The organism is Kitasatospora sp. NPDC127060, from assembly GCF_042724935.1.
Lineage (GTDB): Bacteria > Actinomycetota > Actinomycetes > Streptomycetales > Streptomycetaceae > Kitasatospora.
Map to the genome: position 1 here is coordinate 20,083 of NZ_JBHXEG010000093.1, position 12,959 is coordinate 33,041.

Below are 12,959 nucleotides of genomic sequence, written 5' to 3' on the forward strand. Positions count from 1 at the left end.
GCAGTCTCTCTGCGGCAGACTGGTCCCACGACCAGCAGAGAGGGCCCCATGGCGCTTCGACCGAACCCAACCCTCCGTCAACTGCGGCTGGGCGCCGAGCTGCGTAGGATGCGAGAGCAGGCGGGGCTTGGCGGCAGCCAACTCGCCCGTGCGCTGGGCATCAATCCCGCTCATGTCACGCAGATGGAGAGCGGCAAGACCGGCATCAGCGTCGAACGCCTGCGCACGATCGCGGCGTTGTGCATGTGCGTCAACGAGCCCCTGATCGAAGCCTTGGCGGAGATCATCACAGACCGGGACAAGGGTGGCTGGTGGGAGGAGTACCGCGGCCGCCTGTCACAGGACTTCCTTGAGGTCGCCGAGATCGAAGGCCACGCACGGGGGCTCTCGGCCTACACGATGGCCTTCATCCACGGGCTGCTCCAGACGAACGACTATGCCTCGGCCGTCTTCGCCCGCTCCTATCCGCCGCTTCCGAGTCACGAGGTCGATCTGAGAGCGGCCTTCCGCCTGCGTCGTCAACACATCGTCCGGTCCGAAGCGACCCCCTTCACCGCTTACATCCATGAGGCGGCGCTGCGCATGCAGTTCGGTGGATCCAAGATCCACGCTGAGCAACTCGGCGCCCTGGTGGATGTTTCCGGGCAGCGCAATATCTCAGTTCGAGTCGTCCTGTTCGACGCCGATACGATCCCACTCCCGAACGAGAACTTCACCTACGCCGAAGGACCGGTGCAGGAACTCGACACGGTCCAGGCGGACTCGGGCGTCGGCAACTTTCTATTCGATGCACCAGCCCACACAGCTCGGTTCCGGTCGCTACTTGCCCAGATTGACTCGGCTGCCCTCTCGGTAGGCGAGTCGCGAGATTTCATTCGATCCATCAAGAAAGACATGGAAAGCAAGTATGTCTAACTCTCTTTGGCAGAAGTCCAGTTACTCCGGCTCCAACGCTGACTGCGTCGAGGTTCGCACTGTCGACGACGGGCTGATCGAACTTCGCGAGTCCGATGAGGGAGACGTCATCGTCCGCACGGCTTCGCCCAGGTTCGCCGTGTTCCTCCAGGGCGCCAAGGCCGGCGAGTTCGACCACCTCACCAACTAGCGAAGAGCCCCCGCGCCCGCCACCCCGGGGGCGCGGGGGCCGTCTGTCGTCCGAAGGCTCAGACCTCGCGGACGCCCGCGCGCCAGACCGCCGCCGTCAGCGGCACGCCCGGGCGGTACGCCAGGTGCACGTGCGACGGGGCGTCCAGCAGCAGCAGGTCCGCCCGCGCCCCCACCGCCACCGACCCGACGTCACTGCGCCGCAGAGCGTGGGCGCCCCCGGCTGTGGCGGCCCAGACCGCCTCGTCCGGCGTCATCCCCATCTCCCGCACCGCGACCGCGATGCAGAACGCCATCGAACTCGTGAAGCTGGAGCCCGGGTTGCAGTCCGTGGACAGCGCCACCACCGCCCCCGCGTCCAGCAGCCGCCGCCCGCTCGGGTACTCGGCCCGGGTGGAGAACTCCGCCCCCGGCAGCAGCGTCGCCACCGTCGCCGACCCCGCCAGCGCCGCCACGTCCTCATCGGTCAGATGCGTGCAGTGGTCCGCCGAGGCCGCCCCCAGCTCCACCGCGAGCTGCACCCCCGGCCCGTACGTCAGCTGGTTGGCGTGCACCCTGGGCGTCAGCCCCCGCTCGATGCCCGCCGTCAGCACCGCCCGCGCCTGGTCGCCGTCGAAGGCGCCCTTCTCGCAGAACACGTCCACCCAACGGGCGTGCGGCGCACAGGCCTCCAGCATCTCGCCGGTCACCAGGTCCACATAGCCCGCCGGGTCCTCGGCGTACTCGGGCGCCACGATGTGCGCGCCCAGGTACGTCGTCTCCGGCGTGTACTGGGCGGCGATCCGCAGCGCCCGAGCCTCGTCCTCGACCGTCAGCCCGTACCCGGACTTGCACTCGATGGTGGTGGTCCCCTGCCGCAGCGCCTCCCGGACGAACCCGGCCAGGTTGGCCTCCAGTTCGGCATCACTCGCCGCCCTGGTCGCCGCCACCGTCGTCCGGATACCGCCCGCCGAGTACGACTGCCCGGACATCCGGGCGTTGAACTCGGCCGTACGGTCCCCCGCGAACACCAGGTGGGCGTGCGAGTCGACGAAGCCGGGCAGCAGCGCCCGGCCCCCGGCGTCGAAGCGCTCGTCCGCCGCCGGGGCCTGCGCGGCCGGGCCGACCCAGGCGACGGTGTCGCCGTCGACCACCACGGCCGCGTCGGTCAGCAGGCCGAGCGGCCCGGTGCCGTGACCGGGGTCGTTGGTGACCAGGCTGCCGATGCCCGTGATCAAGGTGGTCCTGGTGCTCAAGACAACGCCTTCCGAAGGGAGTTGGCCAAAATTTCAGTAGTCCAGTGCGCCGATCGCGGAACGCAGCGCCCCCGGCACGTCGGCCACCAGCTGGTGCACGCCGTCCCGGACGACGTGCCGCCCGCCGACCACCAGGTGCCGCACGTCCGCCGCCGAGGCCGCGAAGACGGCGATCTCGGCGCCGAGCCGGGGCGGCGGCCCGGCCGTACGGACCGAGTCCAGCGCGATCACCGTGAAGTCGGCGAGCGCCCCGGCCTCGATCCTGCCCGCCTCGGGCCAGCCGAGCGAGGCGTGTCCGTCCTCGCCGCCGGCCCGCAGCAGCGCGTTGGCCGTCCAGTGGCCGCGGGTGCGGGTCCGCAGCCGCTCGTCCAGTTCCAGCGCCCGCGCCTCCTCCCACGGGTCGATCACCGCGTGGCTGTCGCTGCCCAGCGAGATCGGGCTGCCCGCCGAGGCGAGTCGCCGGGCCGGGCCGATGCCGTCGGCGAGGTCCCGCTCGGTGGTGGGGCACATGCAGACGGTCGTCCCCGAGTCCGCCAGGAGCTTGACGTCCTCGTCGGTCAGGTGGGTGGCGTGCACGGCCGAGGTCCGCGGGCCGAGCGCGCCGTGGTCGGCGAGCAGCCGGGTCGGGGTGACGCCGTGCGCGGCGAGGCAGGCGTCGTTCTCGGCGGTCTGCTCGGACAGGTGGACGTGCAGCGGCGCACCGCGCATCGCCGACCAGTGCGCGACGGTGCCCAACTGCTCGGCCGGGACGGCCCGGACGGAGTGGATGGCGGCGCCGATCCGGGCGTGCTCGCGCGGCTTGAGCGCGTCCGCCCGGGCCGCCCAGGCCTCGGCGTCGCCGTCGCTGAACCGCAGCTGCGGGTGGGTCGGTTCGGCGCCGAAGCCCGAGGACAGGTAGCAGGTGTCCAGCAGGGTGATCCGGATGCCGGCCCGGGCGGCGGCCTCGATCAGCGCCTCGCCCATCGCGTTCGGGTCGGTGTAGCGGGCGCCGCCGGGCGCGTGGTGCAGGTAGTGGAACTCGCCGACGGCGCTGATCCCGGCGAGCGCCATCTCGGCGTAGACGGCGGTGGCGAGCGCCAGGTAGCTGTCCGGGTCGAGCGCGCCGGCGAACCGGTACATGGTGTCGCGCCAGGTCCAGAAGGTCCCGGAGCCGACCTGGACGTGCCCGCGCAGCGCCCGGTGGAAGGCGTGCGAGTGGGCGTTCGCCTGGCCGGGCAGCAGCAGCCCGTCCAGCCGGACGGCGCCGGGCGGGCAGGGCCCGCTGTCCGGCGTCACAGCGGCGATCCGGCCGTCCGCACCGACGGTGATCAGCACGTCCGGCTCGACCACCGGCCCGTTGTGGTGCGGCAGCCAGGCGTACTGCGCCCAGTACGTCGCCGAAGGGGTCACTGACACGCCAGGTCCTCCAGTACGTCGGCGAGGGCGGCGACCCCGGCCAGGCAGTCGGCCTCCTCGGCGTGCTCGGCCGGGGAGTGCGAGACGCCGGTGGGGTTGCGCACGAACAGCATGGCGGTGGGGATCGCGGACGCCAGGATCCCGGCGTCGTGTCCGGCGCCGGTGGGCAGCACCGGGGCGTCCAGCAGCTTGGCGAGCCGGTCGCGCAGCGGGCCGTCGAAGTCCACCACCGGGGTGTAGGACTCGCGGGTCAGCTCGACCCGGACGCCGTCGCGCTCGCCGCGCTCGGCGGCGGCCCGCTCGATCTCGGCGACCAGTTCGGTCAGGGTGCGCTCGTCGGCGGCCCGGGAGTCCAGCCAGCCGCGCACCAGCGAGGCGATCGCGTTGGTGCCGTTGGGCTCGACCGCGACCTTGCCGAAGGTGGCCAGCGCGCCCGCCAGCTTCGCCTTCTTGCGGGCGGCGAGCACCGTGTTGGCGTAGGTCAGCATCGGGTCGCGGCGGTCCTCGATCCGGGTGGTCCCGGCGTGGTTGGCCTCGCCGTGGAAGTCGAACCGCCAGCGGCCGTGCGGCCAGATCGCGCCCGCCACGCCGACCGGCTGCCCCTGGGCGAGGCAGCGGCCCTGCTCGACGTGGAGTTCGACGAAGGCGCCGATCCGGGACAGCCGCTCGTCGTCCGCGCCGAGCGCGGTCGGGTCGTAGCCGGCCTTCTCCATCGCGTCGGGCAGCCGCCGGCCGTCGGCGTCGCGCAGCTCGTACGCGGCCTCGCGGGAGAGCACTCCGGCGGTCAGCCGGGAGCCGATGCAGGCCACGCCGAACCGGGCGCCCTCCTCGTCACCGAAGTTGACGATCGCCAGCGGCTTGGTGAACTCGCTCCCGCGGGCCCGCAGTTCGTCCAGCGCGGCGAAGGAGGAGACCACCCCGAGCGGGCCGTCGTAGGCGCCGCCGTCCGGGACTGAGTCCAGGTGCGAGCCGGTGACGATCGCGCCCTGACCGTGCGGATCGCCCAGCCAGGCCCACTGGTTGCCGTTGCGGTCCAGCTCGTACGTCAGACCGCGGTCGCGGGCCTGCTGCTCGAACCAGGCGCGGCACTCGGCGTCGGCGGAGTTCCAGGCGAAGCGGCGGTAGCCGCCGGAGGCGGCGGAGCGGCCCACGGGGAGCAGCTCCGCCCACATCTCTTCGAAACTCAAGGTCACAGCTCGCCCATCGGGACGCGGACCCCACGCTCGGCGGCGACCTCGGTGGCCCGGTCGTAGCCGGCGTCCACGTGGCGGATGACGCCCATGCCCGGGTCGTTGGTGAGCACCCGGCGGATCTTCTCGCCCGCCAGCGCCGTACCGTCGGCCACGGTGACCTGGCCGGCGTGGATCGAGCGGCCGATGCCGACGCCGCCGCCGTGGTGGATGGACACCCAGGAGGCGCCGGAGGCCACGTTGACCATGGCGTTGAGCAGCGGCCAGTCGGCGATGGCGTCCGAGCCGTCCAGCATCGCCTCGGTCTCGCGGTACGGGGAGGCGACCGAGCCGCAGTCCAGGTGGTCGCGGCCGATCACGATCGGCGCGGACAGCTCACCGGAGGCGACCATGTCGTTGAAGCGCTCGCCGGCCTTGTCGCGCTCGCCGTAGCCGAGCCAGCAGATGCGGGCGGGCAGGCCCTGGAAGTGCACCTTCTCCTGGGCCATCTTGATCCAGCGGTGCAGCGACTCGTTCTCCGGGAAGAGGTCGAGGACGGCCTTGTCGGTCTTGTGGATGTCCTGCGGGTCGCCGGACAGCGCGGCCCAGCGGAACGGGCCCTTGCCCTCGCAGAACAGCGGGCGGATGTACGCCGGGACGAAGCCGGGGAAGGCGAAGGCCCGGTCGTAGCCGGCCAGCTGGGCCTCGCCGCGGATCGAGTTGCCGTAGTCGAAGACCTCGGCGCCGCGGTCCAGGAAGCCGACCATCGCCTCGACGTGCGCGGCCATCGCCTCGCGGGCGCGCTGGGTGAACTCGGCGGGCTTGGCGGCCGCGTAGTCGGCCATGTCGTCGAAGGCGACGCCGACCGGCAGGTAGGCCAGCGGGTCGTGGGCGCTGGTCTGGTCGGTGACGATGTCGATCGGCGCGTCCATCGCGAGCAGCTGCGGGACCAGCTCGGCGGCGTTGCCCAGCACGCCGATGGAGAGCGGCTGCCGCTTGTCGCGGGCGGCGGTGGCCAGCTCCAGCGCGTGGGAGAGGTCCTTGGCCTCGACGTCCAGGTAGCGGTGCTCGATCCGGCGGGCGATCCGGGACGGGTCGCAGTCGATGCAGATCGCCACGCCGCCGTTCATGGTGACGGCCAGCGGCTGGGCGCCGCCCATCCCGCCGAGGCCGGCGGTGAGGGTGATGGTGCCCTCCAGCGTGCCGTTGAACCGCTTGTTGGCGACGGCGGCGAAGGTCTCGTAGGTGCCCTGGAGGATGCCCTGGGTGCCGATGTAGATCCACGACCCGGCGGTCATCTGGCCGTACATGGTGAGCCCGAGGCTCTCCAGCCGGCGGAACTCCTCCCAGTTGGCCCAGTCGCCGACCAGGTTGGAGTTGGCGATCAGCACGCGCGGCGCCCACTCGTGGGTCTGCATCACGCCGACCGGCCGCCCGGACTGGACCAGCATGGTCTCGTCCTGCTTCAGCCCCTGCAGCGTCTTCACCATCGCGTCGAAGGAGCGCCAGTCACGCGCCGCCTTGCCGGTGCCGCCGTACACCACCAGCTTCGACGGGTGCTCGGCCACCTCGGGGTCGAGGTTGTTCATCAGCATCCGCAGGGCGGCCTCCTGCTGCCACCCCTGCGTCGTGAGCCCCGTCCCGCGCGCCGCACGCACCTCACGCGGTCCGCTCGCCTGCTGCTGCACCATGTCCCGGCCTCCCTGCGGATGGATTCATTCAAGACTGCTCTGGCTGAATATAACTAAACAATCAGCTTTCGACCAGACCCGGGATCCATCGGAACAGCCATGGCCGGAAGCAGCCTCCAGGCACGCCGAAGCCCCCGGCACGGCCGGTACGGGCTGGAGCGGACCGGACGAACCGGGGTGGAGGGCCTCAGGCAGCCGCGCCGCCGTCCCAGTCGATGCCGATCTCGGCCAGCCAGCGGCGGTCGGCGGCGTCCGGGGCGGGCGGGGCGGGCGGGCGGGGGACGTTCTGGACGGGGCCGAGGCCGTACTTCTCGGCGGCCGCGGCGGCGTCGGCCGCGGCGGCGGGTTCGATGACGCCCACGTGGACGGCGGACTCGTCGCCCGGGTCGAGGACGGTCAGTTCGGGTTCGGGCAGGCGCCGCAGGGTGACGCGGCGCCCGCAGGCGGGGCAGGACCATTCGTCGGCACCCGAGGTCAGGCGGGCGACGAACTTCATCTCGTGGATCACGCGCATGGGTGGCACCCCCTGCCATAGGGGATGCCCGGGTTCCTGGCGAGTACTCCCCCGGCCTTATTCCAGGCCGTGCCTACTCCAAGAACAGCCCCCGGGCCGCCGCCGACTGCTCGATCGCCTCCAACCTGGCCTCCGCGCCCGGCATTTCGTCGCACATGCTCTGCAACAGCACCCGGCCGAGCATCATCGGCGCGCAGGCGGTGTCGAAGACCAGCCCGGTGCCGACGGCGGCCGGCAGCATCAGGTCGGAGAGCTTGGCGACCGGCGAGAAGGCGCTGTCGGCCACGGTGAGCACGGTCAGCCCGCACTCCCGGGCGACGACCAGGGCGTCCATCAACTCCCGCGGGTAGCGCGGCAGTGCGAAGCACAGCAGGGCGGTCGCCCCCGCCGCGGTGGCCTGTTCCAGTCGGTCGGCGAGCATGCTGCCGCCCTCGTCGAGCAGCCGGATGTCCGGGTGCACCTTGGCCGCGAAGTAGGCGAAGCCGCGGGCCTGCGCCGAGGCGGCCCGCAGCCCGAGCACCGGCAGCGGGCGGGAGGCGGCGAGCAGCCGGGCGGCCCGGATGATCGGCTCGGGATCGGCGAGGAGTTCGGCGAGGTGGCGCAGGTGCTCGATCTCGGCGAGCACGGCCTGCTGGTGCTCGTTGCGCACCGCGTCGTCCGGGGTCTCGGGCGCGGCCGGTTCGCCCGCGCCGAGTTCGCGCAGCTGCCGGCGCAGCGCCGGGTAGCCGTCGTAGCCGAGCGCGACGGCGAAGCGGGTGACGGAGGGCTGGCTGACGCCGGCGAGTTCGGCGACCTCGACGCTGGACAGGAACGGCGCCTCGGTGGCGTGCCGGACGAGGGAGTGCGCGATCCGCCGCTGGGTGGGCGTCAGCCGGTGCCCTTCGAACAGCTGGAGCAGCCGGGCGGAGGGGCCGACGGTACCGGCCTCGTCGGTGGCGGTCATCAGCTCTACCTCCGGATGCGAGCGTTCGAAACGACGACTGTGCAGCAGCTCGTCGCGCCTGGCAAAGACGTCTCGTACGGCGGGACGCCGGATGAGACGTCCCAATGATCGGACAGCGGGACGGACGCCGGGGCGGACACCGGAGTACAGCCCTCGGGGTAACCCTGATTTCTCCCTGAGCCCGCCCGGATATCCCCCGCGAACGGATGGACCGGACGGCGCGGCGGCCCCACGCTACTGGCATGGACACTCGCCAGGACGACCTGCGGCGCGACCTCGACGCCACCCTTCAGGCCCGCAAGGAGCTCGGCAAGGAGTACGAGGAGGAGCTCGTCGACTCGTTCATGAAGCGCCTCGACGCCCGCCTGGACGCCCGGGTGGAGCGCTCGGTGGCCGCGCGGCTGGACGACTACGAGCCGTCCCACCACCACCGGGACCGCGGCCCCCGCCGCGGCTGGTCCCCCAGCCGCTCCGGCAACAAGCTGGCAGTGGTCTCGCTGGCCCTGGGCATCCCGCTGACCGCGATCGCGAGCAGCCCCGCCGGCGGCGGCTTCGCCGGGCTGCTGGCCTGCTGGGCGGGCATCGCCGGGGTCAACTTCGCCGCGGCGCTGGGCAACCGCCGCGACCGGGAGGAGCGCCGGCCGCGGGGCGACTGGGACTGAGACCGTGCCGCGCGGATCCCGGTCGGACCCGCACGGCACGTCCCGGCCGACGGCCGCCCCGCACCGGGGGCACGTCAGGCCAGCGGTCCGGTGACCCGCTCCACCGCCCGCACCAGGTCGCCGGTGGCGACCAGCGCGGCGGCGGCCTCCAGGTCCGGCGAGAGGAAGCGGTCCCGGCCGGCGCCGCCCACCCCCGCCTCGCGGGCGGCGGCCATCGCGGCCGCGGTGGCCGGAGCGATCCGGACGCCCGAGTCGGCCTGCTGACGGATCTCCAGCGCGCGGGCCGAGGCGGTGAGTTCGACGGCCAGGATGCGGCCGAGGTTGTCGACGGCCTGGCGCAGCTTGCGGGCGGCCGACCAGCCCATCGACACGTGGTCCTCCTGCATCGCGGAGGACGGGATCGAGTCGACCGAGGCCGGGACGGCGAGCCGCTTGTTCTCGCTGACCAGCGCCGCCTGGGTGTACTGGGCGATCATCAGCCCGGAGTCCACGCCCGGGTCGTCGGCCAGGAAGGCGGGCAGGCCGTGCGAACGGGCCTGGTCGAGCAGCCGGTCGGTGCGGCGCTCCGAGATCGAGCCGAGGTCGGCGGCGGCGATGGCGAGGAAGTCCAGCACGTACGCGACCGGCGCACCGTGGAAGTTGCCGTTGGACTCCACGCGTCCGTCCGGCAGCACCACCGGGTTGTCCACCGAGGCGGCGAGCTCGCGCGAGGCCACCAGCTGGGCGTGCGCCAGGGTGTCCCGGCCGGCGCCGGCGACCTGCGGGGCGCAGCGGATCGAGTAGGCGTCCTGGACCCGCGGCGCGTCGTCGTGGTGGTGGCCGGTGAGGCCGGAGTCCTTGAGCACGGCGAGCATGTTGGCGGCGCTCAGCGCCTGGCCGGGGTGCGGGCGGATCGGGGCGTGCAGCTCGGGGGCGAGCACCTTCTCGGCGCCGAGCAGCGCCTCCAGGGTCATCGCGGCGGTGATGTCGGCGGTGGTGAACAGCCGCTGCAGGTCGGCTATGGCCATCACCAGCATGCCGAGCATGCCGTCGGTGCCGTTGATGAGGGCCAGGCCCTCCTTCTCCAGCAGCTCGACCGGCTCGATGCCGGCGGCGGCGAGCAGCTCGGCGACCGGCCGCTCCACGCCGTCGGGGCCGGTGGCGGTGCCCTCGCCCATCAGCACCAGCGCACAGTGCGACAGCGGCGCGAGGTCGCCGGAGCAGCCGAGCGAACCGAACTCGCGGACGACCGGGGTGATGCCGGCGTTGAGCAGGGCGGCCATGGTCTGCGCGACCACCGGGCGGACGCCGGTGCGGCCGGAGGCCAGCGTCTTCATCCGCAGGAACATCAGCGCGCGGACCACCTCGCGCTCGACGGCCGGGCCCATGCCGGCCGCGTGCGAGCGCACCAGCGAGCGCTGCAGCTGGGCGCGCAGCTCGGGGCTGATGTGCCGGACGGCGAGGGCGCCGAAGCCGGTCGACACGCCGTAGACGGGGCGCGGCTCGGCCGCGAGGGCGTCGATCCGCGCGCGGGCGGCCGCCATCTCGGCGAGCGCGTCGGGGCCGATCTCGACCCGGGCGTTGCCCCGGGCGACGGCCAGGACGTCCTCCGCGCTGACGTCGGCCTTGCCGACCTGGACCAGCGGAGCGTCGGGGACCACAGCACTGTGCATATCCATATACACAATCACACCAGGTGAATGAAGATATGACAACAGCTGCTCGCCATCCGGATTCTCGGACGCCCCGATCCGAGCCGCTCCCCGGGGGTCCTCCTCAACCGACCCCCGGTGCCCACCCTCCCCCACAACCCCGGGGCTCACCCCTTCAACTCGGCCTCGATGAGGTCCGCCGCCCGCGCGGTGCCGCCCTCGGCCCGGCCGGCCGCGGCCAGCACCGACAGCCGCTCGGCCACCCCGGCATCCCCGACCAGCTCCAGCAGCGCACCGCGCAGCGCCTCCGGGGTGGCCGCGTCGGCGTCCACCCGCCGGGCCACACCGAGGCCGACCAGGGCGTCCGCGTTGGCGAACTGGTCCACGCCCTGCGGCACCGCGATCATCGGCACGGCGTGGAACAGCCCCTCGCTGGAGCCGCCCATGCCGGCGTGGGTGACGAAGGCGTCCGCCTGGGCGAGCACCGACAGCTGCGGCACCCAGCGGTGCACCTCCACCGAGTCCGGCACCTCGCCCAGCTCCGCCAGATCGGTGTGCCGGCCGACCTGCAGCACGGTGTGCCAGCCGGGCAGGCCGCCGAACGCCTCGATGCAGGCCCGGTAGAACGCGGGCTGGTTGGTGTAGGCGGAGCCCAGCGAGACCAGCAGCACCTTCCCGGCGCCGGCCGGCCGCTGCCAGGCGCCCTGGTGGCCGCGGTCCGAGAAGCAGGGCCCGACGAAGGTGACCCGCCGCTCGTCCACCCGGTCCGCGTTCGGCTGCAGGGCGCGCGGGATGAGCGCGACGGCGCGCTCCGGGCGGCCCTTGAAGGCCTCCACGTCCCGCTGCACGGCGCCTGCCTCGGCCAGCCAGTCGGCGTACCGCCGGTAGTGCTCGGGCCCGCCGGGAGCCGTGCGGATCGCCTCGAAGACCTCCGGGTGGTCCTCCTCGAAGCCCTCCCAACCGACGTAGGTCGGCGACAGCTGCACCACCGGCACGCCCAGCCGCTCACCGAGCGCCCGCCCGGCGAAGCCGGCGATGTCGCAGAGCACCAGGTCGGGGCGGTCCGCGCCGTCGCCGAAGCGCTCCAGCAGCACGGGCCACATGGCGAGCGCGTCGTCCAGGAACAGCTCCTGGAGCGCCACCGGGTCCGTCGCCCAGCCGGCCGGGTCGTCGGTGAGCGGCAGCGTCGACGGGTACGGGACGAACGCGGCACCGGTGGACTCGACGGTCTCCCGGAAGGAGTCGGCGTTGACGTAGCTGACCCGGTGGCCCCGGGCGACCAGCTCGGTGACCACGGCCAGGCTGGGATTGACGTGCCCGTGGGCCGGGATGGAGACCATCAGAACGTGGGCGGAACGAGTCATGCGCACCTCCGGAGAAAAACGAGACGAGACGAACCGTCTCGCCATTGCCACGACGACACGATACGTCTCGTCTCGCGTTCGCGCATACAATTTCCGGCATGGCCCCCAGAACCACCCCCGACCCCGCCCGGCGCAGCGAGCGCGCCCGCGCCGCCGTCCTCACCGCCACCACCGAACTCGTCACCGAGATCGGCTACAGCAAGCTGACCATCGAGGCGATCGCCGCCCGGGCCGGCGTCGGCAAGCAGACCATCTACCGGTGGTGGCCCTCGAAGGGTGCCGTCGTCTTCGACGCCTTCCTCGCCGTCAACCAGCGCGACGGCGGCCTCACCCTCCCCGACACCGGCGACCTCGCCGCCGACCTGAGGGCCGTCCTGCGCCCCACCAGCGACGAGCTCACCGACCCGGGCGCCGACCGCACCTACCGCGCCATCATCGCCGAGATCCTCAACGACCCGGCGCTGCACGCCGAGTACCGCACCCGCCTGCTGGACCCCCTGCTGGAGATCACCCGGAACCGCCTCCGCACCGCCCGCGAAGCCGGCCAGCTCGCCCCCGACGCCGACCTCGACCTCGCCATCGAACTGGTCTACGGCCCGCTCTACTACCGCTGGCAGTACCGGCTCGGCCCGCTCACCCACGACCACGCCGACCGCCTCGTCGACGCCTTCCTCCGGGCCCTCGCCCCCACCACGACGGGCCCTAGCGTCCGCTCCGGCGCCTGAGCGCGACCACCACCAGCACCGCCACCACCAGCACCACCAGCACCACCAGCACGACCCGGCCGAACACCGCGTCCATCGCCCGGCCGACTACGCTGCGCCGGGCCTTACGGGTGCGGCGCGAGGCCGTGCGATCGGTGATCTGGTGCGCCCGCAGCCCGGCCCGCACCTGCTTCACCCGCGCCGGCGCCGTCCGCACGGCCGCCGGCCCGGTCGCCCCCGAAGCCACCGCCCCAGGATGGCCCGCCACCCGCACCACCGGCACCGCCGCCGCCGGACCGGCCGCCACCACCCCACCCCCGAGCACCAGCACCCCGGTCACCACCGCACCCACCAACCGTCCGGCCACCGCCGACCCCCCACTCCCCGATCCACCCCCGCCACCTTCCCACCACCCACCCACCCCCTCCACCCCCACCTCCCCCTCACCCGGTCCAGGCGAGAGGGACGCGCTGCGGGAGGGGGCGGTGGAGGGGGTGGGTGCGGAGAGGGGCGTGACGGGTGATTTTCAGACCGCCAACGGCGCCCA

At 73.1% G+C, this 12,959-nt stretch carries 13 protein-coding genes; 4 read left to right on the plus strand and 9 right to left on the minus strand.

Annotated elements, in window-relative coordinates; genetic code table 11:
- Positions 1-48 precede the first annotated feature (48 nt).
- Both ACFWIS_RS34795 and ACFWIS_RS34800 read left to right on the plus strand, forming a co-directional pair.
- Positions 49-915 (plus strand): helix-turn-helix domain-containing protein, encoded by an 867-nt coding sequence (locus ACFWIS_RS34795; RefSeq protein ID WP_380461331.1) that lies wholly within the window; start codon positions 49-51, stop codon positions 913-915.
- A complete protein-coding gene (locus tag ACFWIS_RS34800) occupies positions 908-1,105 on the plus strand; it encodes a DUF397 domain-containing protein (RefSeq protein WP_380461330.1) in 198 nt (65 codons plus the stop codon). The genes ACFWIS_RS34795 and ACFWIS_RS34800 overlap by 8 nt, the downstream gene beginning before the upstream one ends.
- 58 nt (positions 1,106-1,163) lie before the next feature.
- On the opposite strand, the gene hutI is transcribed toward ACFWIS_RS34800, so the two are convergent.
- From hutI to ACFWIS_RS34830, 6 genes are all read right to left on the minus strand, one after another.
- Complete coding sequence (gene hutI / locus ACFWIS_RS34805) at positions 1,164-2,339, minus strand: imidazolonepropionase (RefSeq protein WP_380461329.1); 1,176 nt, start codon at positions 2,337-2,339, stop codon at positions 1,164-1,166.
- A gap of 33 nt (positions 2,340-2,372) precedes the next feature.
- Positions 2,373-3,734 (minus strand): formimidoylglutamate deiminase, encoded by a 1,362-nt coding sequence (locus ACFWIS_RS34810; protein ID WP_380461328.1) that lies wholly within the window; start codon positions 3,732-3,734, stop codon positions 2,373-2,375.
- The gene (locus ACFWIS_RS34815) at positions 3,725-4,906 is read right to left on the minus strand and encodes an allantoate amidohydrolase (RefSeq protein WP_380461354.1); all 1,182 of its coding nucleotides are present in this window, start codon (positions 4,904-4,906) and stop codon (positions 3,725-3,727) included. The genes ACFWIS_RS34810 and ACFWIS_RS34815 overlap by 10 nt, the downstream gene beginning before the upstream one ends.
- A 17-nt stretch (positions 4,907-4,923) precedes the next feature.
- Positions 4,924-6,594: a urocanate hydratase gene (gene hutU, locus ACFWIS_RS34820; RefSeq protein ID WP_380461327.1), complete on the minus strand. Its 1,671-nt coding sequence runs from the start codon at positions 6,592-6,594 to the stop codon at positions 4,924-4,926.
- A gap of 187 nt (positions 6,595-6,781) precedes the next feature.
- Positions 6,782-7,108: a hypothetical protein gene (locus ACFWIS_RS34825; RefSeq protein ID WP_380461326.1), complete on the minus strand. Its 327-nt coding sequence runs from the start codon at positions 7,106-7,108 to the stop codon at positions 6,782-6,784.
- Positions 7,109-7,181: 73 nt separating this feature from the next.
- Positions 7,182-8,051 (minus strand): MurR/RpiR family transcriptional regulator, encoded by an 870-nt coding sequence (locus tag ACFWIS_RS34830; RefSeq protein WP_380461325.1) that lies wholly within the window; start codon positions 8,049-8,051, stop codon positions 7,182-7,184.
- 242 nt (positions 8,052-8,293) lie between these two features.
- Between ACFWIS_RS34830 and ACFWIS_RS34835 the strand changes: the two genes are divergently transcribed.
- Positions 8,294-8,713, plus strand: coding sequence for a hypothetical protein (locus tag ACFWIS_RS34835; RefSeq protein ID WP_380461324.1), 420 nt, complete (start codon positions 8,294-8,296; stop codon positions 8,711-8,713).
- 74 nt (positions 8,714-8,787) lie between these two features.
- On the opposite strand, the gene hutH is transcribed toward ACFWIS_RS34835, so the two are convergent.
- Together hutH and ACFWIS_RS34845 are read right to left on the minus strand one after the other, a co-directional pair.
- Entirely contained in the window at positions 8,788-10,365 is a 1,578-nt protein-coding gene (gene hutH / locus ACFWIS_RS34840) for a histidine ammonia-lyase (protein WP_380461353.1), read from the minus strand.
- 146 nt (positions 10,366-10,511) lie between these two features.
- A complete protein-coding gene (locus ACFWIS_RS34845) occupies positions 10,512-11,753 on the minus strand; it encodes a macrolide family glycosyltransferase (RefSeq protein WP_380461352.1) in 1,242 nt (413 codons plus the stop codon).
- Between the two features lie 53 nt (positions 11,754-11,806).
- Here ACFWIS_RS34845 and ACFWIS_RS34850 point away from each other — a divergent pair, with 53 nt between their 5' ends.
- Entirely contained in the window at positions 11,807-12,433 is a 627-nt protein-coding gene (locus ACFWIS_RS34850; RefSeq protein WP_380461323.1) for a TetR/AcrR family transcriptional regulator, read from the plus strand.
- Here ACFWIS_RS34850 and ACFWIS_RS34855 read toward each other — a convergent pair.
- A complete protein-coding gene (locus ACFWIS_RS34855) occupies positions 12,411-12,779 on the minus strand; it encodes a hypothetical protein (protein ID WP_380461322.1) in 369 nt (122 codons plus the stop codon). The genes ACFWIS_RS34850 and ACFWIS_RS34855 overlap by 23 nt on opposite strands.
- Between the last annotated feature and the right edge of the window lie 180 nt (positions 12,780-12,959).

Bases quoted from the DNA above. Each gene is read 5' to 3' on its own strand.
- hutH (WP_380461353.1), bottom strand. From the start codon at position 10,365: ATGCACAGTGCTGTGGTCCCCGACGCTCCGCTGGTCCAGGTCGGCAAG.
- hutU (WP_380461327.1), bottom strand. From the start codon at position 6,594: ATGGTGCAGCAGCAGGCGAGCGGACCGCGTGAGGTGCGTGCGGCGCGC.
- ACFWIS_RS34825 (WP_380461326.1), bottom strand. From the start codon at position 7,108: ATGCGCGTGATCCACGAGATGAAGTTCGTCGCCCGCCTGACCTCGGGT.
- ACFWIS_RS34850 (WP_380461323.1), top strand. From the start codon at position 11,807: ATGGCCCCCAGAACCACCCCCGACCCCGCCCGGCGCAGCGAGCGCGCC.
- ACFWIS_RS34800 (WP_380461330.1), top strand. From the start codon at position 908: ATGTCTAACTCTCTTTGGCAGAAGTCCAGTTACTCCGGCTCCAACGCT.
- ACFWIS_RS34795 (WP_380461331.1), top strand. From the start codon at position 49: ATGGCGCTTCGACCGAACCCAACCCTCCGTCAACTGCGGCTGGGCGCC.
- ACFWIS_RS34835 (WP_380461324.1), top strand. From the start codon at position 8,294: ATGGACACTCGCCAGGACGACCTGCGGCGCGACCTCGACGCCACCCTT.
- ACFWIS_RS34830 (WP_380461325.1), bottom strand. From the start codon at position 8,051: ATGACCGCCACCGACGAGGCCGGTACCGTCGGCCCCTCCGCCCGGCTG.
- ACFWIS_RS34845 (WP_380461352.1), bottom strand. From the start codon at position 11,753: ATGGCGAGACGGTTCGTCTCGTCTCGTTTTTCTCCGGAGGTGCGCATG.
- ACFWIS_RS34815 (WP_380461354.1), bottom strand. From the start codon at position 4,906: ATGTGGGCGGAGCTGCTCCCCGTGGGCCGCTCCGCCGCCTCCGGCGGC.